This is a genomic window from Pseudomonas sp. nanlin1 (genome assembly GCF_045571515.1).
Classification (GTDB): Bacteria; Pseudomonadota; Gammaproteobacteria; order Pseudomonadales; family Pseudomonadaceae; genus Aquipseudomonas.
Genome location: NZ_CP124218.1, coordinates 1,127,325 through 1,150,379 on the forward strand (window position 1 = coordinate 1,127,325; position 23,055 = coordinate 1,150,379).

At 57.3% G+C, this 23,055-nt stretch carries 14 protein-coding genes and 1 pseudogene; 8 read left to right on the top strand and 7 right to left on the bottom strand.

Annotation, left to right across the window (positions count from 1 at the left end; all coding sequences use genetic code 11):
• Positions 1-104: 104 nt before the first annotated feature.
• The 5 genes and pseudogenes from QCL65_RS05315 (at position 105) to QCL65_RS05335 (ending at position 6,582) form a co-directional block, all read left to right on the top strand.
• On the top strand, positions 105-656 hold the full coding sequence (locus tag QCL65_RS05315) for a sugar ABC transporter ATPase (protein ID WP_407315244.1): 552 nt from the start codon (positions 105-107) through the stop codon (positions 654-656).
• A gap of 93 nt (positions 657-749) precedes the next feature.
• On the top strand, positions 750-2,219 hold the full coding sequence (gene guaB / locus QCL65_RS05320) for an IMP dehydrogenase (protein WP_407315245.1): 1,470 nt from the start codon (positions 750-752) through the stop codon (positions 2,217-2,219).
• Positions 2,220-2,327: 108 nt separating this feature from the next.
• On the top strand, positions 2,328-3,905 hold the full coding sequence (gene guaA / locus QCL65_RS05325; RefSeq protein WP_407315246.1) for a glutamine-hydrolyzing GMP synthase: 1,578 nt from the start codon (positions 2,328-2,330) through the stop codon (positions 3,903-3,905).
• Positions 3,906-4,203: 298 nt separating this feature from the next.
• Positions 4,204-5,347: pseudogene (locus QCL65_RS05330) on the top strand (tyrosine-type recombinase/integrase).
• Positions 5,348-5,676: 329 nt separating this feature from the next.
• Complete coding sequence (locus QCL65_RS05335; protein ID WP_407315247.1) at positions 5,677-6,582, top strand: hypothetical protein; 906 nt, start codon at positions 5,677-5,679, stop codon at positions 6,580-6,582.
• Between the two features lie 282 nt (positions 6,583-6,864).
• Here QCL65_RS05335 and QCL65_RS05340 read toward each other — a convergent pair whose 3' ends face one another.
• From QCL65_RS05340 to QCL65_RS05360, 5 genes are all read right to left on the bottom strand, one after another.
• A complete protein-coding gene (locus QCL65_RS05340) occupies positions 6,865-7,587 on the bottom strand; it encodes a hypothetical protein (protein ID WP_407315248.1) in 723 nt (240 codons plus the stop codon).
• Positions 7,587-8,705, bottom strand: a complete 1,119-nt coding sequence (locus tag QCL65_RS05345; protein WP_407315249.1) for an AAA family ATPase — start codon at positions 8,703-8,705, stop codon at positions 7,587-7,589. Before QCL65_RS05345 ends, QCL65_RS05340 begins: the two co-directional genes overlap by 1 nt.
• A gap of 1,395 nt (positions 8,706-10,100) precedes the next feature.
• A complete protein-coding gene (locus QCL65_RS05350; protein ID WP_407315250.1) occupies positions 10,101-13,877 on the bottom strand; it encodes a hypothetical protein in 3,777 nt (1,258 codons plus the stop codon).
• A 718-nt stretch (positions 13,878-14,595) separates the two neighbouring features.
• Positions 14,596-14,979, bottom strand: coding sequence for a cupin domain-containing protein (locus tag QCL65_RS05355; protein WP_407315251.1), 384 nt, complete (start codon positions 14,977-14,979; stop codon positions 14,596-14,598).
• A 4-nt stretch (positions 14,980-14,983) separates the two neighbouring features.
• On the bottom strand, positions 14,984-15,574 hold the full coding sequence (locus QCL65_RS05360) for a LysE family translocator (protein WP_407315252.1): 591 nt from the start codon (positions 15,572-15,574) through the stop codon (positions 14,984-14,986).
• 115 nt (positions 15,575-15,689) lie between these two features.
• Here QCL65_RS05360 and QCL65_RS05365 point away from each other — a divergent pair, with 115 nt between their 5' ends.
• The gene (locus QCL65_RS05365) at positions 15,690-16,529 is read left to right on the top strand and encodes a LysR substrate-binding domain-containing protein (protein WP_407315253.1); all 840 of its coding nucleotides are present in this window, start codon (positions 15,690-15,692) and stop codon (positions 16,527-16,529) included.
• Between the two features lie 91 nt (positions 16,530-16,620).
• Here the strand turns inward: QCL65_RS05365 and QCL65_RS05370 are convergent, their stop codons facing one another.
• Positions 16,621-19,518 (bottom strand): dermonecrotic toxin domain-containing protein, encoded by a 2,898-nt coding sequence (locus tag QCL65_RS05370; RefSeq protein ID WP_407315254.1) that lies wholly within the window; start codon positions 19,516-19,518, stop codon positions 16,621-16,623.
• A 179-nt stretch (positions 19,519-19,697) separates the two neighbouring features.
• Between QCL65_RS05370 and QCL65_RS05375 the strand changes: the two genes are divergently transcribed.
• Together QCL65_RS05375 and tadA are read left to right on the top strand one after the other, a co-directional pair.
• Positions 19,698-21,071, top strand: coding sequence for a multicopper oxidase family protein (locus QCL65_RS05375; RefSeq protein WP_407315255.1), 1,374 nt, complete (start codon positions 19,698-19,700; stop codon positions 21,069-21,071).
• Positions 21,072-21,073: 2 nt separating this feature from the next.
• Positions 21,074-21,571 carry a tRNA adenosine(34) deaminase TadA gene (gene tadA, locus QCL65_RS05380; RefSeq protein WP_407315256.1) on the top strand — a complete coding sequence of 166 codons (498 nt, stop codon included), beginning with the start codon at positions 21,074-21,076 and terminating at the stop codon, positions 21,569-21,571.
• A gap of 8 nt (positions 21,572-21,579) precedes the next feature.
• Here tadA and mltF read toward each other — a convergent pair whose 3' ends face one another.
• Positions 21,580-23,040, bottom strand: a complete 1,461-nt coding sequence (gene mltF, locus QCL65_RS05385) for a membrane-bound lytic murein transglycosylase MltF (protein WP_407315257.1) — start codon at positions 23,038-23,040, stop codon at positions 21,580-21,582.
• Positions 23,041-23,055 lie beyond the last annotated feature (15 nt).

Consider the following 23,055-nt stretch of genomic DNA (forward strand, 5'->3'; position numbering starts at 1 on the left):
GCATCATAAAGGCAAACCGCGCGGCCGACGATCCCAAAGCAACCCTTGACCTAACCGGTCAGGGGATTAAGCTGCGCTCTCCTTTTATATACCCAGGCCGTGTCATGAGCTCGCAGAGCATTATCGTCCCGCAAATCTCCAGTTTTCCCGGGCACGAAGGCGCCGCCAGGCTGATGCTGCGCTGGTTGGTGCAAAAGAATATCGTCGAGCCGCAGCTCAGCACGTGCGGGCTCACGGGCAACCGCATGGGCTATGCCATCGCCGAGGGCGCGCGGCAGGTAGTCGAGCAGCCCGAAGCCTTGCCCTTTGGCCAGCCGGTCAATGGCCTGGAGATCATTACCCAGCGCTGTATCTTTATGCCGGAGGCCGGGTTTCTCGAAGAGGCCGGCTGCCCGGAGTGCCAAAAGGAAGTGGGGCCGGTGTTGTTCGAGAGCCTGGATGACTGGTACCCCGGCCACACTGACAACTTCATCTGCCCGGAATGCGGCCATGAAGACGACATCAACGGTTTTATCTTTCTGCAGCCCTGCGGTTTTTCCGACCTGGGTTTTATCTTCAATGGCTGGGGCGAGGCGACGTTAAAGCCAAGCTTCGTACAGGCATTCGCCGAGCGCCTGGACTGCAAGGTCAGGCTGGTGGAAGTAGAAACGCTGTAGCGGGTTTTCGATTAGCCCGATCTTTACCTTTCGCCGGGCCCCATGTCTGGGTATAATGGCGCGCTTCCATTTTCCCGCTCGGGAGCCCCCGCGATGCTGCGTATCAGCCAAGAAGCTCTGACCTTCGACGACATTCTCCTAGTGCCCGGTTATTCCGAGGTACTCCCTAACGAAGTCAGTCTCAAGACCCGTTTGACCCGTGGCATCGAGCTGAACATTCCGCTGGTTTCTGCCGCCATGGACACCGTTACCGAAGCCCGGCTGGCCATTGCCATGGCCCAGGAAGGCGGTATCGGTATCATCCACAAGAACATGACCGTCGAGCAGCAAGCTGCCGAAGTGCGCAAGGTCAAGAAGTTCGAAGCCGGTGTGGTCAAAGACCCTATCACCATTGAAGCCGACGCTTCGGTGCGCGACCTGTTCGAACTCACCCGCCTGCACAATATCTCCGGCGTGCCCGTGCTGCACGATGGCGAGCTGGTCGGCATCGTCACTTCCCGTGACGTGCGTTTCGAAGCCCGCCTCGATATTCCGGTTCGTGAAGTGATGACGCCCAAAGAGCGTCTGGTCACCGTCCGTGAAGGCGCGAACAAGAACGAAGCCCGTGACCTGCTGCACAAGCACCGCATCGAAAAAGTCCTGATCGTCAACGAAGCGTTCCAGCTCAAGGGCATGATGACCGTCAAGGACATCGAGAAAGCCAAGGCTTATCCGCTGGCCAGCAAGGACGACCAGGGTCGTCTGCGCGTGGGCGCGGCGGTGGGTACCGGCAAGGACACTGGCGAGCGGGTTTCCGCGCTGGTGGCCGCTGGGGTTGACGTGGTGGTGGTCGACACCGCCCACGGCCACTCCAAAGGTGTGATCGACCGCGTGCGTTGGGTCAAGCAGAACTTCCCGGACGTCCAGGTCATCGGCGGCAACATCGCCACCGGCGCTGCCGCCAAGGCTTTGGCTGAAGCCGGCGCCGACGCAGTGAAGGTCGGTATCGGCCCTGGCTCCATTTGCACCACGCGCATCGTCGCCGGTGTCGGTGTGCCACAAATCAGCGCCATCGCCAACGTGGCCGCCGCGCTGGAAGGCACCGGCGTGCCGCTGATCGCCGATGGCGGTATCCGCTTCTCCGGTGACTTGTCCAAAGCCATCGTGGCCGGTGCCCACTGCGTGATGATGGGGTCGATGTTCGCCGGTACCGAAGAAGCACCGGGCGAAATCGAGCTGTTCCAGGGCCGCTCCTACAAAGCTTACCGTGGCATGGGTTCGCTGGGCGCCATGTCCCAGGCCCAGGGCTCTTCGGACCGCTACTTCCAGGACTCCTCGGCCGGTGCCGAGAAACTGGTCCCCGAAGGCATCGAGGGGCGGGTGGCCTACAAAGGCGGCCTGACTGCCATCATCCATCAGTTGATGGGCGGCCTGCGTTCCTCCATGGGCTACACCGGCAGCGCCGATATCGCTGAAATGCGCACCAAGCCCGAGTTCGTTCGCATCACCGGCGCTGGCATGGCGGAATCCCACGTGCACGACGTGCAGATCACCAAGGAAGCGCCCAACTATCGCGTAGGTTGATAGTTGCTCGGCGCCAGCCCTCGGGGCGGGCGTCGACTACCCTAATTTAGCGGGGCTGTTGATTGCAGCCCCGTGTCGTTTCTGAATCACCACCGACGAGAATGAGTCATGGCCCTCGACATTCACGCCCACCGTATCCTGATCCTCGATTTCGGTTCCCAGTACACTCAGCTGATTGCCCGCCGCGTGCGCGAGATCGGTGTGTATTGCGAACTGCACCCGTTCGACATGGACGACGACGCCATTCGCGAGTTCGCCCCGCGTGGCATCATCCTCGCCGGCGGCCCCGAGTCGGTGCATGAAGCCGATAGCCCGCGCGCGCCCCAGGCCGTGTGGGACTTAGGCGTGCCGGTGTTTGGTATCTGCTACGGTATGCAGACCATGGCCGAGCAGCTCGGCGGCCGCGTTGCCGGTTCCGACCTACGTGAATTCGGTTACGCACGGGTCGATGTGGTGGGCAAAAGCCGCATCCTCGATGGCATCGAAGACCACGTCGACGCCGATGGCGTGTTCGGCCTGGACGTGTGGATGAGCCATGGCGACAAAGTCACAGAAATCCCGGCCGGCTTCCACCTGCTGGCCAGCACCCCCAGCTGCCCAATCGCCGGCATGGCCGACGACACCCGTGGTTACTATGGCGTGCAATTCCACCCAGAAGTCACCCACACCAAGCAAGGCGGGCGCATCCTCTCGCGCTTTATCCTCGACATCTGCGGCTGCGAAGCGCTGTGGACGCCATCGCGCATCGCCGACGACGCCATCGCCCAGGTACGTGCCCAGGTCGGCAGCGACAACGTATTGCTCGGCTTGTCCGGCGGGGTCGACTCCTCAGTAGTTGCGGCCTTGTTGCACAAAGCCATCGGCGACCAGCTGACCTGCGTATTTGTCGACAACGGCCTGCTGCGCCTGCACGAAGGCGAGCAAGTCATGGCCATGTTCGCCGAGAACATGGGCGTTAAAGTCATCCGCGCCAACGCCGAAGCCCAGTTCCTCGACAACTTGGCCGGCGAGTCGGACCCGGAGAAAAAACGCAAAATCATCGGCCGCACCTTCATCGATGTGTTCGATGCTCAAGCCAGCCAATTGCCCAATATCAAGTACCTGGCCCAAGGCACCATCTACCCGGACGTGATCGAATCGGCCGGCGCCAAAAGCGGCAAGGCCCACGTGATCAAGTCCCACCACAACGTCGGCGGCCTGCCCGAGGAAATGAACCTCAAACTGGTCGAGCCGCTGCGCGAACTGTTCAAAGACGAAGTCCGCCGCCTCGGCCTGGAACTGGGCCTGCCGTACGATATGGTCTACCGCCACCCATTCCCCGGCCCAGGCCTGGGCGTGCGGATCCTCGGCGAAGTGAAAAAGGAATACGCCGACCTGCTGCGCCGCGCCGACCACATCTTCATCGAAGAACTGCGCAAAGCCGACTGGTACCACAAAGTCAGCCAGGCCTTCGTCGTGTTCCAGCCAGTCAAATCAGTCGGCGTCGTCGGCGACGGCCGCCGCTACGCCTGGGTCGTGGCACTGCGCGCCGTCGAAACCATCGACTTCATGACCGCCCGCTGGGCCCACCTGCCGTACGAGCTGCTGGAAACCGTGAGCGGGCGGATTATCAACGAGATCGAAGGGATCTCGCGGGTGACGTATGACGTGTCGAGCAAGCCGCCGGCGACGATTGAGTGGGAATGATTGGACGTCCGGCATTGTCCGGCACGATCTAGCAAGAAATGCCCTGGAGCCCGCGTAATTGCGGGCTTTTTGGGTCTGGCAAGTTCAGGTAGCGTTCTGCATCGCCAAGCATGATTTTTTTATGGCATGGTACGGGGTACCAACTGCATCTGATGCCATGCATAACGCTTGATACCATGTCCCTTGTTTCAGGATGGGCATGGTATCGATACAGCCAAGAGGCCCAGTTTTACTGGGGTAAGCCCAATTCTTCCGCGCTTTTCAGAGCATGGTATTTTTCATGGAATAAATGGAAGCCATGCTCACTGATACCAAGCTCCGAAACCTCAAGCCGCAAGACAAGCTCTACAAGGTGATTGATCGTGACGGCTTGTACGTCGCCGTCACCCCAGTTGGCTCTATCTCCTTTCGCTACAACTACTCCATCAATGGCCGGCAGGGGACCGTTACCTTCGGTCGTTATGGCTTAGGTGGGATCACCTTGGCGGAGGCGTGCGAGCGGCTAGGGGAAGCGAAGAAGATAATTGCCGCAGGCAAATCGCCTGCTAAGGAGAAGGCGCGCACCAAAGGTGCTGAAACCTTATGATTGGGCTGAAAAATGGCTGCGCGGCTATCAGGGGGCGGACTCGACACTAGATATGCGCCGGTCAGTCTATGAGCGCGAATTGAAGCCGAAGTTTGGCAATCAGAAGCTGGCTGAAATCACTCATGAGGATCTGCGAGCGCTGACTGATGCGATAGTGGAGCGGGGTGCACCTGCAACCGCCGTCCATTCGCGGGAGACTGTGCTGCAGGTCTTTCGTTGGGCCATTGAGCGTGGTCAGAAAGTTGAAAACCCTGCGGATCTAGTAAGGTCTGCCAGCATCGCTAAATCCGAGCCACGCGACCGGGCGTTGACGCCTGATGAAATTGCGCTGATGTATCAGTACATGGACAGGATTGGTACCGCGACGTTGGGTCGAGCCGTAGCCAAGCTTCTGCTGCTGACGATGTTGCGCAAGAGCGAGCTGACCAACGCGACGTGGAGTGAAATCAACTTCGGCGAGGCGCTATGGACGATCCCCACAGAACAGATGAAGCGCCGAAGACCTCATTTGGTGTTTCTGTGCCGGCAAGCATTGGATTTCTTCATTGCGTTCCAGACTCTGGCTGAAGGTACTGAGTACGTTCTGCCGTCACGCTACGACTCCGACATGCCAATGAGTGCAGCCACGATCAACCAGGTACTGACACTCACCTATCGCCTTGCTCATAAGGAAGGTTTGCCACTTGGCAAGTTCGTTCCCCATGACTTGCGACGCACGGCCAGCACGCTGCTGCATGAGGCGGGCCACAACTCGGAGTGGATCGAGAAGTGTCTCGCACACGAGCAGAAAGGTGTGCCCGCCGTCTATAACAAGGCCGAGTATCGGGATCAGCGTCGTGCGATGTTGCAGGATTAGGCAGATGTTTCTGATGAGTGGACACTTGAGAAACCTCGGAAAACAAATCAATAGCTTTCGTGGTAACAGCTCATTTCAGCGAATCGCATGAGAGAAAGTCGCCATGCACTTGATCGATAGGTTTCACTGATACTGGACGAATCGCATGCATGGTTGAGGGTGGGCAGTAATTAACGACTGATCGCTAGCTAGCGGTCAAAAGAATACCATGGACAGGATTTTAAGGACTTTGTAATGTTGGTGGAAATTATGCGTTTCCTCTTCTCGCCTTTGGATATCCGCGGTGAGAGCTTCTACCTCCCTCTTATCCATACTTTAGAGTTCAAGTGATGTACCCGTCGACTCAAAATGCTGTCTGCTTTGAACGCTTAAAGTCTGCGGCTTTGTACTTTGATAGCGTTATTCCTGTCGCCTTCCATTCTCTACAAGGGCGCGGCGAAGAGATTGACGTCATGTTGAAGCTTCCGGAGGAAATTCCAGGGGATGCTCTTGTGAATCTCGTATTTGGTGTGACGCCTGCAAGTAATCGTGAGAAATGGACGCTGCTTGGGCGATACATCGACACCTGGACAGCTTTTCAGAAAGCAATTCGTCCCGCTTTGGGGGGACTCTCGGATGCCAGTTACGACGATGTGAAGGTAGCCTACCTGCAAGACTCTGTAATAGGTTCCAACTCTAGTGTTCGATCCGAGTTCGTTAAGCTGGCAGAAACGCTTGGAAAGCAGTACTCAACGGTTCTAGTGCCTAACCGCGCTGAAGTCGATGGGCAAAATGCATATGCTTGTTTAGTGCTATCAAACATTCCACTCGTGGATACGGCTCGTATGTCGTGGGAGCAAGTCCTAGATTTGAGAAAAGATCCGGAAGCACGCGCAGCACTGAGAAACCTTCGACTCTTCTTCTATTCTAACTACAATGGTAAACCCTCATCATTTGTCGCGGATGATCTTGCGCGCCGCCTCGACGAATACAGCTCTACTCGTAAAAGAATGGGCTTTGAATCTATAACTGGCAGCATTTCAGACTTGATCGAAGCCAAGAGTGTGCATAGTGCTGCCGCTATGGGGCTCGCCGCTGGGCTCGCCGGCGGACCCCTTATAGGACTAACCTCCGCAGCACTCTTAGAGGTGAGCGGTATGGCTCTTGAATTCGCGAAGAGGCGATTCGCAATCACAGAATTCGAGAAGCACCACGACCTGGCTTATCTGATCCAAGCGCAAAAGAAGGGCGATTAGTTCTAATAGATCGTCCGCACATATGTACCGGCCGACTCCAACCTTAGACTCCTCCGCATGCGAAGGAAGTGCGATGCAATTACCTACCCCATGAAATGGTGTCTGGGTGAATCAGTGCCAAGCTTTGCAAAATGGATGGCTCATCTGTCATCAGGTTCAACACCATGAAACCACAGCATTCGGTCAGGAGGTAAAGTCATAGTTTTGAGAGTTATTAATTAGCGGACGATGATTCTCGGGGGGGGCGCTGATTGTGCTTTAAAAAATTCTAAAGCTTGCCGTCTACTTCTGAAAAACATCAAGCCCAAAATAATCGGCGAGAAAAATAGGAAAAGCACTTAGTACTGATAATGGATCTCGAAGCGATCCATTGTTTAGTTGCGCATCTGCAATAGATGACTGATTATTCACAATATTCAGGTTGTTGTTCCCGGAAATTAACAAGTTGGCTTTTCTAAGGTTGGCCTCTATTAGGAATCGCCATCCTTGCCTATCAATTTTTTTCGCGTCTTGATAGATGTGGTTTCCGCGCTGAGCAGAAAGTTTTTTATAGACTGCGCCCCTGCAGTCAGATAGATATATAACTCTTTCTAAGTACTCATCAATATCATTAATATCTCTGATCGCCTCAATCATGGGGTAACTTATAAATAGTTTTCCATGCTCCGTCTCATTATTAAAGCGTCGTAGCATATCAAGTAGAATTCTGCCCGAAAAATTCTGGTCATTTGGCTCGAGGTCAAAGAAAAGATAAATTTGCCCAACTTGATCGCGCCTTAAGTTTTTTAGGACTTCGTCTTTGCTGGCAATTGGGTTCAGCTCTTTGATTAGTTCAAAAACATCTAGATCTTCATCAGCCGAGATTTGCGTATAGAGTTCGTAAAGATCATTCTGAAAAGTCACCAATAGTCTGCCTTCTTCATCAGAGAAAAAAGCTCGCTCTAGACTTTTAAAATAATTTTTTTCGGCTTTTTCTCCCTCGAATACAAATACTGTACGCTCCATTAACTGGACAGTCCTTTATAAATTTTTTCTAAATTATGGGCCTTGCGAAGCTCCTTTTCTGTCAGCTCGGTGAGTGGTGAAATCTTCTTGTCCAACACAAAGTAGCAGTCAGGCCGCAAAAGATCGTTACTCATAACTCCAGTATTATGTGTGGTCATTATGGTTTGAGCTTGCGACGTAGTGATTTTTTCAACAATGGCTGAAGCTAACGCGTGATGATAAAAAGCATCAAATTCATCGATATACGCAAATTTCACCTCTCCTTTATTTAGTCGAAGCCACCAAAAATAAAATATTCCAAGAGATAGTGTTCCTGTGGAGGCTGCCGTGCCAAACTCAAGTTTTATTTCGCCAAAGTTAAAGTATATAGACTTGTTGCCGCTGGCATTTGGGTTGATATCCACAACTAAAGAGCACTCTATACCGGCATCATTAAGAAATCTCTCGAAATCTTCGATGGAGTCGCTTTCAATGATGCTTTGCGATAACTGCTTTACACCAATGTCCTTGCCAACATACTCTCCTTTGTTTGTTGCGTTTAAGGATCTAAAGAAAACCATTCCCTCAATAAAGTCAAGCAGTGCTAGGAAAGTTTCATTTATGGCTGTGTCATCCAGTATGGCATTACTTTTAACATATTTAAGTAGAGATATCCAGGAGTCACCTACATCATTCTTTAGAGTTTCTGCTCCGTTTAAGGCAATACTTGCTAGCGTTGATTTTCGGCGGTCAACATAAAGGACGTTAATTTCATTTATGGTCAAGTGCTCGTAGACGAGCTTATCCCAAGCTTTCTTTCCGTATTTGTATACAACCTCAGCATCACCAATACGGAATTCAAAAATAAATTCTGCAATTTGAGCGCTTGAGCGTCCATTGAGATAGTTATTGTTCAGTGAGGGGAAGTAACTAGGAGAGTCAACCAAGTGCAAAACCGGGTCGACCATTGCGAGGCCGAGATTTGACTTGCCTCCACCATTAGGACCATAAATCATTGCATGTCTTACGATGCCTTTATTAACTGCAATTTCATTAAATTCGTATTGCTGGCTAGTAAGATCAAAACACAGCCAATTTGTGAAGTTTCGAAAGTTTTTCACTGAAAATTTGCGTAGCATCGGGGTAACCCCTTCAGATCGATATAGTGAGCTTACCAGCTTTGGATGCTGCCGTAAAAAAACTACGGCTCGAGAGATGTATCGATAGATTATGGCCACTCAGAGTGGAGAGAGCCCCGGTTTCGTAGACAGCCTCCGTCAGTTGACTACCCCCGCTCCGGTAGACATCCCGGTTTATCAGAAAGGCGCCCCAAGAAAGCGGCAGAGTTATTGAGGAGGGTGGCCGTTTGCTGCCAGTCATGAGAGCTGTTTTCGCCCCTAGCCATGCGATAGACTCGTCGAATCCAACCGTTTGGTCATGTGCATAACGACGCAGCGAGGCACATTCATGCTGATGGGAGTCGAAAGGTCTCAGGAAATGAGCGGAGAGCTTTGGATGCTGCCTGGTGCTCGATCTCCAGCCTTCGCGCAATTTCTGACTGGTTGAAACCGAGTTTCTGGAGCACAACAATTTGCTTCTTTCGGTCAGAAAACCGTGTGTCGACCATGTGGCGGACGATATTTCTGAGCTCTGCCTCATCTGCCACCTGAACCGTCAGGCTAAGCAAGTACTGAAAGAAGTATGAGTCGACAAGCTCGTCACCTGATTTCGCCTGAGGCTCAGCCCGCATAGCGCATTGGCCGGACAGCTCAGAGCAGACCCTGCATATGCAGCTGAATTGCTCGCTGATGTAATACGCGAAGGCGACCCAGCAGAGCTGGATATTTTGTTGCGACAGCTAGCCTTCGCGGTTGGAGCGTACGATCAGACCAGCCACGAATAGTGGCTGTGCAGCATCCTCTCATTTTCCAACAGGCGCTGATTCCAAACTTCTTGCTGCTTCCTTGAGCGGCCTCAATGCGCTTGCAGTTCGTAATGGGAGCCTAGAGGGGGCTGGGTGTTCACAAAACGGTGGTTTCCTGAACACGCTAAAAAATGGCATCCGAGGCCATCGGAACCCCTATTGGCGAGTTAATATTCTGGTCAAGTTTTCAACGTCCCGGTTGTATCAATGAAACAGCGAATCGGCCACGCATGGGGCTCCACAGAGGACCATCACCTGGACTTGCAGCGCGGCGCTTCGGAAGCCCGGGTGCCATCTCATCTATGAAGAAGCCGCGAGCGGAAAGAACGCATCGCGGCTTGAGTTTAAGCAATATCGAAAGGCCCTCCGCGACGGGGGCACTCTATGGCTCGGAGCTGAGGCGTAGAAATAGCTGATGGTTACGCGGGGTTAGCTGTCGACCAGCTTAAGCCGTTCGCCTATCGTATTTTGAATGGCTGTTCCCCCAAAACTAGCCATTCGCCCTGCGCGAAGCCGTCAGGCAGAAATGCAAAGGGCGGCGGGCCTAGCCTAAGACTCCGCGAAAGCTGTGATCAGCGTCAGAGCCCCGTGGGGATGCACGGATCGGTGGCTATTCGAAGCTCTGTTCGCCTTCCCGATCGCGCTCGCTTTCATGTTCGATCCTGCGTTCGAGTTCGGGCAACATGTCGGTGACCCATTGCCGAACCTCGCCTCCAACATTGTCACCCAGCGTGGTGATAGCCGTGCGACGCCGAACCAGGATATCGGCGAGCGAGCCACTCCAGCTGCGCGGATGCAGCCGTGACCAGATATCACCGAGGAACGCCCGCTTGTCTGGCGCGTGGCCCAATATTTCCAGGAAAAGCGTGGAGACACCATTCTCCTCTTCGCCCTGCTGCCGCTTGAACATGGGGATGCTTTTGCCAAGCAGCGTATAGCGCCGATCCGGATCGACATTCGCCCACTGAACAAAGGTCTCGGCGCCGACATCCTCCACCGGCGTGCCAGACCCAAAATCCCCCTCAAACAGCCCCCGATTTCTCGGCCTGAGTTCGGGGAGCAGGAATTCGTCTAGCGCGATCAGGGGATGGGTCTCGAAGAGCGCCTTCAGGACATAACCAAGATCGTAGGACGAAAGATAGACGGTCTCCAGTCCGGCCCGGAGGCGGGCGCAGATTTCCCGCAATGTCGCCTCTCCATCGGGGCCGGCGCAGCAGACCCGAATAACGTTATGCAGCCCAAAATCGCGCAACGACTGCTTCTTTCTGAAGTCAGCGAGCAGTAGCAGCTCACGGCCAACAGCGATCAAGGATGGCGCACGTTGGCGGCCTTCATCCCGATCGCGGTAGAAGTGCATGTGCAATATATCAAGCGCGATTTCGACGCCGTCGGGCAAATTGCCGATGTCGGTGAGTAGCAGGCCAAGCGCGTCGGGTGGAGACTCCCCGACACTGCCATTGGCGATGCTTTGAAAATTCCACGCCGAAAGGACGCCACGTTCGATCGCACGCCGAAGCCGCGCTATGCCTTGGGTATCGATAGCAACACGCGCCTGCAGATACGGCAGACTCGCGGCAAGATCGGGATTCTGGATCACATTCTCTAGCGTAGCGTTGGCAAAGGCCGAAGCCTTGGCGTGCGCGCCGTGGATGAATCCGCCCAGCACCGTCGCATTCCGGCTGTCCGCCTCGGCGGCGGAGAACAGGTCCAGCAGTTCACACCACATCGCATCAAGATCGGCGGCACCATCCGACAGACCAATGCCGCATTCATAGGCGCGCTGCGGATTTTGTTCGACGAGCAGTTCGGTGATGAAGGCAGCGCGCGTCTCCGGGTCGTGCGCGAGTGCGGTGCCGATCTCTTTCGCCTGCTGGGAGGCGCGCTCATAGGGTTTCATGACGTCGCCGTCATCCGCGTCGCCATCAGCCACATCCCAACCGAAACTGCTGCGCCCTAGTACGACCGCACGGGCCTGGTGGAGAAGATCGGTGGGTTTCAGGCGTTCGATGAGCGCAATGAGACGGGCGCGAACCTCATCCGGCATCGCGTCGCCCTCGAAGCGCAGCGCTGTGCGGAAGCCGATCCACCCTTCGATCCAAGGTCGCTCGGAAGAAAAATGGGTCGCTGCCCGTTCGAGCGCATCGTGGCAGGCGCCGAAGTGCCACAGCATTCTTACGCTGTGGGCAAGATGGTCCCTGACGTTTTCGATGATTGGCGATAGCTCGACCGCCAGGTCAACCGCGCCGTTGTACCAGGCCCAGATGTCACCATAAGTCGGCGGGTGCCAGCCATAGTCTCGTGGCCGGGCGCCAAAGTCGAAATCGCTGGATGAACTGAAATGGTGCGCCTTCAGTAGCGCATCAAGGGCGATGCCGGCGCAGCGTGCCAAAGCCGGATCACCCGATTGCACGAGCCGGCGTACGAGCGCTCGCCGCTGATCTGGTAAAGCCTTGGTGCCGGACAGGTGCAGGTGATACAGCTCTGCGAACATGCCCGACGCCGAGCTGTTATGGTGATCGGGCGATTCAGCGGAAAGGAACCGCGCAAGCAAGGTTGCCGCGCGGTCGAACAGCGGCGGATCGTAAGCGAGGAGCTTGATCAACCGTATCCATTGCCACCGGTTGCTCGACTGCGGATCGATGATTTCGCCGCCATCTGGGCCGGCAATATCACGCTCGATCCTCGCGAGCACGACATCAGGTGCAACCGGGGCGATGTTGGCGATGATATGAAGGCCGTCTTCTCCCAATGCCGCGAGATCGCCGAGTGGCCCGTCGGCACGGAGCCAGCGCTCTACCGCGGCCCGCGCCTCGGCGCTGTCGTGCAGATAGCCGAGGCGGCGCGAAAGGGATTTCTGCATCCGCGTTGTAAGCGACGCGCAGAAGCGATCAAAATCGGCCGGCGGCATGCGTTCAAGGGCGAAGCCGGCGAGCGGGTTGGCGATCGCATGCGGCAGGATAGCGCGCCACCGTCCCCGCAGCTGCGCGATCCCCCGCTGTCGAAGCGTATTCAGCGCAGCATATATCCTTGCTACGGGAACACCGCGAATAGCGGCGACCCGCGCAAGTTCACCGCCTTCCGAGGTGTCCTCGCCATCGATCGAATAGAACAGGGCAAGGTCCTCGGCAGCGGAAAGCAGATCCCGGTCAGGATCGTTGCGCTGATCAAAAATCCGCCCGAAGAGGTCGCGGCTCTTGAGCTTTCCCAGGGTCTCGCCTTTTCCGAGCGTATCGGCGAGAGCGCGCGCCACGCGGAAGTTGCCGTCGCTGAACCCTGATATGGTTCGCCGGTCGATCTGCGTCACATTGGGGAAGGTCTTTTCCAGCCACAGTTCCACCATTTCAGGCGATGCTGATTGCAAGCGAAAGACCTCGGTACGCTCGGGCTCGTCGTCGCGAACATCATATTCGACAGTTAAGAGACTGACTTGGCTCCCCGCTTCCGAACAGATGCGGGCCAGTTCGCTGTGCGTCGCCGGGTTGCAGTTGTCGACGATCAGGATCGCACGGTGCCGTGCGATCACCAGTTGGCGCGCCATTTCGCGTGCGGTCGGGTCAGTCTCCGCGGAATAGTCGGTATAGACGGCGAGCCCCGGATCGAGCGGCACCTCGCCCACACCATCCTCGAACAGTGCATGCACCAGACGAGTCTTTCCGAGACCGGACAAGCCGATCAACCGGATACATTGGCGAGCTTTGGCCAGAGAGACGCGAAGCCGGGCGATACCCTCGCCGATCGTGAGTTGCTTGCGGTCGCTCGTTCGCTCATCGGTTAGGCAGGCCTTATCGTTGAAGAGATAGGGCGTCTCCTCGCTCACGCCGACGCCACACCAATCGCCGATGCTGCTCCAGCCCGACATGCCGATGCCGAGCCGCGTGCGGACCCAGGCGGCAATTCCGGGATGGTGATTGACCCATGTCGCCAGCCGGTCGCGATCGTAGAAGTCGCTATGCAACTGCCCGGCCTCAGGCAGATCGTCGAGTTGCGCCCGGATCGCATCGCGACGATCTCTCAGCGGCTTGTCTGCGACCGACCCTTGCGCGCTAACGATGATGTAGGCGCCCGAGCGAGCGGCGAGTTCAGCGATGACCGGCCGTAGTACGCCGCCAGGACGCATCTCATCGCGGATTGCGCTCGCCGGCATGTCGGGCTTTTTCACCTGAAACCCTGTGTGCTGGCGCGGCACGAAATCCGGCATCAGCAGTGCGGACGGGCACTCGATCCGGACATCAAGCCCGCCATCGGCCGCATCCTGATTGCCGCCAGCCGTGACCGACGAACTGGGGCAACCCTGCGCCCGTAATTCTGCCAAGGCGAGACGTGCGACGAGTGTCCGCAGATCGGCGTCATTGAGGTCGGCGATTTGTGCGCCAGTAATTTCGAACATCGTCCCCAACCCCCTTTTATCAAATATTGGATAACATGCGGGACAACAAAGAGCAGTCAAGCGATAGTTGGTCCGCCACGGACGCGACCGAACTGCCAGTTGATCCAACGCCACGCATGATACCGGCGACTGGCTTGTCGAGCTGGCGCTCCAGCGCCAGTCGCTACGGCACGGGCGTGAACTCGCGCGACCCGGCGAAGATGCTGTTGAGCCGACATCCGCGTGATTTCTGCTAGGTGCGGAGCACCTGAATCGTCTTGAGATACTTGAGCGCCGCGCTTTCCAGTCCGTTCGTGAAGAAGAAAGCCCGGGCCTTTAGTTCGAAGTATGGTATCAATCATGGCATTTCTGGTTGATTGATTTATAACTCATTGATAGATATGAATTTTATATGGTTATAAATATCGAGTGGGATGGGACGTCCGGCATTGTCCGGCACGACCTAGCAAAAAATGCCCTGGAGCCCGCGTAATTGCAGGCTTTTGGGTTTTTGAGTCTGGCAAATTCCGGCTACCCTGCAACTTTTGATTTAGTTAGCAGCTATTCGCGAGGTCTGCCACCAAGCAATAGCTAAAACGCTCCGCACTGGTGCCTGAGCGGTTCTGCAGTCCACCCAGCGATAGCCCCTACCGCAATTGCCGCGGCCCCCGTACTCCAAGTCCCACCAAACCACAATCTTCAACAAACAACTTCTCCCAACCCCAGACGTTATCGCGGATCAGCCCAGCTGTTGCTCCAAAGTTTTCGTAAGAGGCGAATGCACATCGCCGGTATGTAAGGTGTCCACCGGTTCGATCAGCACGATCCAGCATTCTTCTTCCGCCACTGGATTATGCATAACGCCTTTGGGGATAACATGCATCGACCCTTCGGCCAGCTCAACCGTTCGGCCAGCTTCGTACTCGATCCTTAAATGCCCTTTGACGACATAGAACAGTTCGTCCTGTGTGGCGTGGTTGTGCCAAACCAGTTGGCCGTGCACTTTGGCCACCTTGACGTATTGGTCGTTCACTTGCGCGACGACCCGAGGTGACCAGTGTTCCGAAATAGAGTTGAAGCAAGCCTTGAGGTCGAAGGACTCAGCAAATGGCAGAGAGGGCATTTTTTTATATCCAGGTCGGGATGATGGACAGAATGAGCAGTGTGGCCATTGAGAGGTTGAAGCGACGCCAATGCTTCGGGGTGCGCAGTAGGCGGCTTAATAACATGCCTGCGCAGCACCAGAGTGTCAGCGATAGGCAGGCGGCGATACCAAATGATATTCCAAGCAGTGCCGCCAGGCCGTATGGACTGGTCGATAACGAGGAGAAGGTGGCGGCTGCGCTGACGGCCATGGCCCAACTTTTCGGGTTTAAGAACAACAGCAGCATCGCTTGGGGCATACGCAAGGGTTGGGTGATATCGGTGCGGGGTGCCGGTGCGCCGCTGTGAGCGATTACCCAGCCTAGCCACAGCAGATATGCAGAACCCACTAGTTTGACGATCAGCTCCAGCACCGGCTCGGCAGCTATCAGTTCGCCGAGCCCTAACGCCGAGAGTGCCGCTATGGTCATCAGCGCCAGCGCGATACCCGCTATCAAAGGCAGCGAGCCGATCAGGCCGAATCTTGCGCCTGAAGCGATGGCCAGTGCGGTCGCTCCGCCAGGGGACAGGGTGGAGGCAGCGACAAAAAACAGTAGAGGGGCGAGAGCGGTCACCGGTGTTTGTCCAGAAGTTGAATACCCATGACGCTACCGGCTCAACTTGGATTAGAAAATCGAATATCCTTAATGCCTTGCATTACATTCGGTAATTCAAATCGTGAACCGTAACTTGGATATCGCCCTGATTCGCACCTTCGTGGCCGTTGTTGACCACGCAAGCATGACAACTGCCGCCAATTTGCTCTTTATGACCCAAGGCGCTGTCAGCCAGCAGGTCAAGCGTCTTGAACAAAGCTTGGGGTGTAGCTTGCTGATCCGTAAGCCCAAGCAGCTTGAGTTGACCAGCCAGGGTGAGCTGTTTTTGGCCAAAGCCCGTCAGTTGCTGCAATTCAACGATGAGATTTGGGCGCAAACGGTGGGCAGCCCGGTGCGTGGATATTTGCGTATTGGCGCACCTCCCGACTTGATCACATCGCTCGCCCCGGCGATGAAAACATTCTCAGAGTCTCACCCTTCGGTAGAACTATCGATGAAGTGTGCGACATCGCTTGAGCTACACGAGGATATTAAGGATGGGCGCCTGGATATCGCGCTTATCGAGTACCTTGCGAGCAGTCCGCAGGGCGAGGTTATTCGCACTGAGCCGCTCGTTTGGGTAGCAAGCGCTACGAGTGATATCTGGAAGACCCGGCCTCTGCCTTTATCTCTCGTTGACGAGCGCTGTGTATTCCGCCCGTTAGTGCTTGGGGCATTGGCAAAAGAGGGCATTGCGTGGCGGGCCATTTTTGAAAATGGAAGTTTTGAAGCGACGGCGTCCACTGTGCGCGTCGGTCTGGCAGTCACAGCGTGGCTGGCGTCAACGGTGCCGGCAGATCTGATAAAAATCCCCGAGGCGGCTGGGCTTCCTGACCTCCCGGAGTTCGCCGTTTGCCTGCGTATGTCATCCGTGGCGCAACGGGTAGTTGAGGATTTTCGCCTTTGCTTGCTGGACGTCTTGCTTAAAAACTAATCAGATTCTGCAGCGTTAGTCGTTGGAGGCGACGCTATCGCGCCACGTCGCCAAAAGGGGCATTCCAACATCGGTCGAATGCCCCGCCACATCAACCGACAAACTTCATCCCAAGCACCTGCAACGCCGTTACCAGCTCTTTCAAGCTGTCAAAGCGCCGGTCACTCACGAACGCCCAGCGCGGCCGTTTGATGTAGTAGTACGCGCCGTCCCGTTGAATCGGGGTGTAAACGAGGCTTTGGTCGCCGCTGCGGTGGATGATCTGTCGGCGCCTTTCGTCGATGCCGAACATTCCTGGCTTGTCCAAGCGTTGTTCCAGGAGCTTGGCGGCTGCGGGGTCGCGCAGGGTGGCGGATTGGTAGAGGAGGTCATTTTTGACGAATACCTCCTGGGCGGCTGCGGAGTTGCCAGGGGCGTGTACGCCAGGGTCGGCTTGGATGCTGCTAGGAGCGTTCAGAGGGACGTCGTCGATGCGCAGGCCGATGGCACCTTCCAACTCGGCGACTCCAGGCACGCCCTCGAAGGTATTGGCGTGCGTGTTGCCGACCAGGGCGACCCATTTGCTGGTACCGCGCAGGGCTTGATCGGCGCGGATCACCCGGCTGGCGAAGAAATTCATCATCTGCTGTCGAGTGGTCCCCTGCAGGTCGAGCATGCCGGCCTGACGGTAACTGGCCATGCAGTCAATGGCTTGCACGCGGATGTGGTGCCGGCCAGCGCTTTTGACCAACTCGAGGAAGTTGTAGCGCCCACTCGGGTCGGTGTTGAACCCGACATCCAGGTAGCGCAGGTAGTTCTCCAGTTTTTCCGAGAGTTTACCGGTACGGGCGAAGGCGTCGAGGTCGACTTGCTGGAAGTCGGTGAGCAGGTGTTCCATGTAGACAGTGCGTACGCCTTGCTTTGCCAAGCGGGACATGTTGTCGATCAGAAATTTCTTGCTGGCGATGCAAGCGTGGTCTTCACCGATCACCACACCCGGGCTTTCTTTGAGTAACTCGGTGATCATGGTTCGCTCGTTGGCGGCGTTTTCCAATGCCGGAAAGTTGGGCCGGGCGGGCAGTTCGGCTTCGGCGAAGAACTTTGCGGCATCGTCTGCCAAGGATTGACGCACGCTCCTGAAATGCTCGAATGGGTCGACCTCGCCGGCCCCCCGTATTACGCCGAAGTCGCCAGTCAATACGTTGTCGGCCAGCCCGTTGGCGGCCTTTTCCAGTTCCCCGCGCATGGCCTCTGGCATGTCGTAGGCATAGGTCGGGGTCAGTGTGACCGGGGCTTCGGCGGGTGTGGCGCTGCCCCACGGGCGACGCCCGAAGAAGCGAATGCCGCCTTTTAAACCGGCCCGCGGTAATACTTCCCATGTTCCTTGCTGCGTTAATCGGACCGGAACGTTGCGGTAGAAGGAGTAGGGGTTTTCAGGGTCGACGATCACCCAGGTCTGCATGTCAGAGACATAGCGTACCTGGTACACCATGCTGTCGATCTCGATGACGGTGGTGCCTTGGTCGTTGACCTGTATGCCGCGCATCCGACCTGATGCATCCGCTGTCGCGGGGCCTTCGACGATGTCGTTGGTCTCGAAAGGGGCCAGGGTTTCTTGTAGGGGCGAGGGCCTTAGCGGTTCCGGTAGCAGGGGTTCGACTTCGGCGCTGATTACGCCGGTTTCCAAGGGCTTGAATTCGGGCTTGGCTTCGATCGTCTGCGTTTCTTCGGCGATCACTCCTGCTTTGAGCAAGAACAGGCTGTTGAACAGCGTATCGATACCCGCCCAGATAGCCCCCGAGACGCCCGCTTTGCGTTCAGCGGTGGTGTGGCCGTTAATGGCTTGGTCAATGTTCAACCCCATTTCCGCCAACCCGGCTCCGACCACCGCCAGGGCGATGGGCCAGTCCAAGGCGGCGAAACCGGCGAAGCTCCGGGAAAACGCGCTCAAGTAGCCGATCCACATTTGTTTGCGCAGGTCGGCATTGGAACGCAGGCTGAAATCGGCGTCGGCGTGCATGCGGCTGCGCGTCGACTGGGTCAAGAAGTCGAACGGGTCCTGCTCGATGGCCTGGGTGTTGTGGCAGACCGGCTTGGCCTCGTGGCCACCGTGATAACACAGCAGGTCGAGGGCATGGTTGAGGCCCACGCCTTTGCCTTCTCCGTGGGTCGACAACGGGAAATGGGACATAAAACGTGCGCGGTTCTCGGCGCCATTGGTTTCGTTGAGCACCCAGCCGTAGAGGTCATGCTCGTTTTCAAAGCAGTGAAAAGCATCGACCTCTCCTGGTACATAGAGGTATTGGCGCTGATGCGCGTCGACGATGCGCAAGATGTCGGTGGCCGTGTAGCCCAAGATATCGAAGGCGTAAATTGCACAGTTTGCCGGCTGCGGCGCGCGGGCGTTGAGGGTGGCCAAGGTCACCGGCCAGGTGAATTCGCCGGCCACGGCTTCGGTCAGCAGCTTCAGTTGCTCGCTGGAGATGCGTTTGGCGACGCGGTCTTCCAGCGCCTTGGCCAGGTAGTTGACCTTGGCCAGGGTGCGAAAGCTTTCGCTATTCGACGCCCAGTAATCGGCCATGTGCTTGCGAAATTGGCCGGCGAAGTCGATGGCCCAGAAGTCCCTTAGGACATCGGCGGGCAAGAGGCGGACTTCGTTGTGTTCATCGAAGAGGTTGGCGTGGGGGCCTCCAGTATAAAAGCCAGCCATTTGCTGAAGGTTATCCGCGTTGTCCTGATCCGACGCATTGAAGCGGTGTATCACCAATTGCGGCAGGGTCATGGATTCATAGGGGACACCGATGTGCTGCCAGCCGGTGAAAGTCCTGGAACTGCTGGCGCTGGAGCGCCAGCGATGCCACCAGACATGGTCCGGCTCGAGCTTGCCGAGGCCATATTTGGCCAGTTCAGCCTGAGCGTACTGGCGGGCCAGCTCCCGGAGATCGGGGCAGGTGTCGGCCAATTGTGTGGCGAGGGTTTTCAAAGCGAGCGAATCGGTCGTATCGGGCATGGGGCTGCTCCAAGTGGCGGAAGCGGCAGGATGCGCAGTGCTGGGTGGGCCCAGGCGGTAGATAAATGTGCGACCCCACAGACGATTTCATGTTGGGGTGCTTAATCTAGAGGGGCAGTGCGTGTATCGTGGGCGCCTTTGATTCGTTCTCGTTTCGGTCTAGCCAGGTGTCCGCTGTCATGTCGTTTACCCGTCGCCAAATTCTTGCAGGCCTCAGTGGCTTGGCCATCGTCGGCCTGGGCGCGGGCGCCACCTCGCGCTACTGGCTGGGGCGGCGCGATGGCCCGGCGGGTCACGATTACGAACTGATCGCCGCCCCCCTGGACGTCGAGCTGGTGGCCGGGCAGCAAACCCCAGCCTGGGCGTTCGGCGGCTCGGCGCCCGGGCTGGAGCTACGGGTGCGCCAGGGCGATTGGCTGCGGGTGCGCTTCATCAACCACCTACCGGTGCCGACCACCATTCACTGGCATGGCATTCGCCTGCCACTGGAAATGGACGGTGTGCCCTACGTCTCGCAGTTGCCCGTGCTGCCGGGGGAGTTTTTCGACTACCGGTTTCGCGTCCCCGACGCCGGCAGTTATTGGTATCACCCCCACGTCAACAGCAGCGAAGAACTGGGCCGTGGCCTGGTAGGCCCATTGATCGTGGAAGAGCGTGAGCCCACCGGCTTTGCCCACGAAGCCACCCTGAGTTTGAAGAACTGGCACGTTGACGAGCAGGGCGCCTTCGTCGCGTTCAGTGTGCCCCGCGAGGCGGCGCGTAACGGCACCCTGGGGCGCCTGTCGACGATCAACGGTGTACCACAAGCGACGATTGACTTGCCCGCCGGGCAGATTGTTCGCGTGCGCCTGCTGAACCTGGACAATACCGCCACTTATCGCCTGAATTTTCGCGGCAACGCGGCCATGCGCCTGTATGCCCTGGACGGCAACCCCATCACGCCGCGGCCGTTCGGTAAGGATTACTGGATGGGCCCGGGTATGCGGGTATGCCTGGCGATCAAGATGCCCGCCGCCGGGGAGGAGATTGCGGTGCGCGATGGCCCGGTACGGCTCGGTACCCTGCGTTCGGTAGCCAGTAACGCCACGCCTGGCGACTGGCCCCCGGCGCTGCCCGCCAACCCGGTGGCCGAGCCAGACCTGGACAACGCTGAGAAGCTCAATTTCAATTTCGAGTGGGTAGGGTCGGTGTCCGAGTCGGTCGGCGACAAACCGCCCAGCCTATGGCAAATCAACGGCGTAGCCTGGGACATCACCGACAAGACCTGCGCGGACCGCCCTATAGCCACGTTGAAGCAGGGCAAAAGTTACATTTTTGAACTGAAAAACATGACCCAGTACCAGCACCCGATCCATTTGCACGGCATGAGTTTCAAAGTGTTGAGGTCAGACCGGCGCAAGGTCATCCCGTACTTTACCGACACCTTTCTGCTGGGCAAAAACGAACGCGCGCAGGTGGCCCTGGTGGCCGATAACCCTGGGGTATGGATGTTCCACTGCCATGTGATCGACCACATGGAAACCGGGCTGATGGCCGCTATCGAGGTGGTTTGAGCATGCGCCAGCCACCGATCTTCGACCGCAGCCGCGATGGGTATTTCATGGGCGAAGCTCTGGCCCTGGCTGCTCAAGGGGCGGCGCTGGGCGAGGTGCCCGTGGGCGCCGTGGTGGTGGTGGCGGGGGAAATCGTTGGCCGGGGTTTCAACTGCCCGATTACGGGCAGCGACCCCAGCGCCCACGCTGAAATGGTCGCCATCCGCGCGGCAGCCCAGGCGGTGGGCAACTATCGCCTGCCTGGCAGCACCCTCTACGTGACCCTTGAGCCCTGCAGCATGTGTGCAGGGCTGATTGTGCATGCGCGCATTGCGCGGGTAGTGTTCGGCACGCTGGAGCCCAAAGCCGGGGTCGCGCAAAGCCAGGGGCAGTTTTTCACCCAGGGTTTTCTCAACCATCGGACGGTGGTGGAGGGCGGCGTCATGGCGCAGGAGTGCGCCAGCATGCTGCGCGAGTTCTTCAAGGCGCGGCGCGCCTTGGCTAATACCAGTAACCCGTAGGTCGCGCGCTAGAGAGCGGGCGCCTGCTCCGCCGGCTTGGTTTTATCGACGCCGGGCACGTGCAAATTGCCATCGGCTACCTGGCTGCCTTCGAGTTGCGGCTGCGTGACCCAGGTCAGAATGTCGTAATAACGGCGGATGTTGGCCACGAAGTGCACCGGTTCGCCGCCGCGGGCATAACCGTAGCGGGTTTTGCTGTACCACTGCTTCTGCGACAGGCGTGGCAGCATTTTCTTTACGTCTAGCCACTTGTTGGGGCTCAAGCCCTCGTTCTGGGCCAGTTTGCGCGCGTCTTCCAAGTGGCCGCTGCCGACGTTATAGGCGGCCAGGGCGAACCATGTGCGGTCGGGCTCCTGGATGTCTTTGTCCAATTGCTCTTTCACGTAGGCAAAGTATTTCGCGCCGCCCTTGATGCTTTGTTTAGGGTCCAGGCGGTTGGCCACGCCCATGGCCTGGGCGGTGTTCTGGGTCAGCATCATCAGCCCGCGCACGCCGGTCTTGGAAGTGACCGAGGCCTGCCACATCGATTCCTGGTAGCCGATGGCCGCTAATAGCCGCCAGTCGACCTGTTCTTCCTTGGCGTAGGTCTGGAAATGTTTTTCATAACGCGGCAGGCGTTGTTGCAGGTGCTGGGCGAAGGTATAGGCACCCACGTAACCCAGTACGTCGACATGGCCGTAATAGCGGTCTTTGAGGCGCTGCAGGCTGCCGTTTTGCTTGGATTTATCGATGTAGGCGTTGATTTCGTTGAGCAGGCTGTTGTCTTCCCCGGCGGCCACGGCCCAGCGCTGGTCACGGGCGTCGCCCCAGTCGAAGGCCACCCGTACGTTGGGGAAATACACCTGATTCATCGCCACTTCGTTGGAGTCGACCAGGGTCAGGTCGATCTGGCCTTCGTCGACCATGCGCAGCAGGTCGACTACTTCCACCGCATCGGACTCTTCGTATTGCAGGTCGGGGTGCTGTTTTTTCAGCTCGGCCAACTGTTCGGCGTGGGTGCTGCCTTTGAGCACCATGATGCGTTTGCCGATCAGGTCGGCGGCATCGGTCGGGCGCGGCTGGCCGTTGCGGTAGATCACCTGGGGGGTGACTTCCAGGTAGGGGTGGGAGAAGCGCACTTCTTGCTTGCGTTTTTCGCTGTCCACCAGGCCAGCGGCGGCCAGCACCGGGCCTGAGGGCTGGCCCAGGCGGGCGAAGATTTCGTCGAGGTTGTCGGCGGTCTCGATTTTCAGCTCCACGCCCATGTCGTCGGCGAAGCGTTTGACCAGCTCGTACTCGAAACCGGTTTCACCGTTGCGGTCCTGGAAGTACGTCGCCGGGCTGTTGCGGGTGACGACGCGCAGGACACCGTCCTCCTTAATACGCTCCAGGGTGCTGGGTTTATCAACGCAGCCGCTGAGCATCAAGAGGAGTCCGGTAGCGATGAGCCATTTAGCGCACCGCGGACGTAAGACGGTTTGGGCGAACATGCAGCGCAGTATACG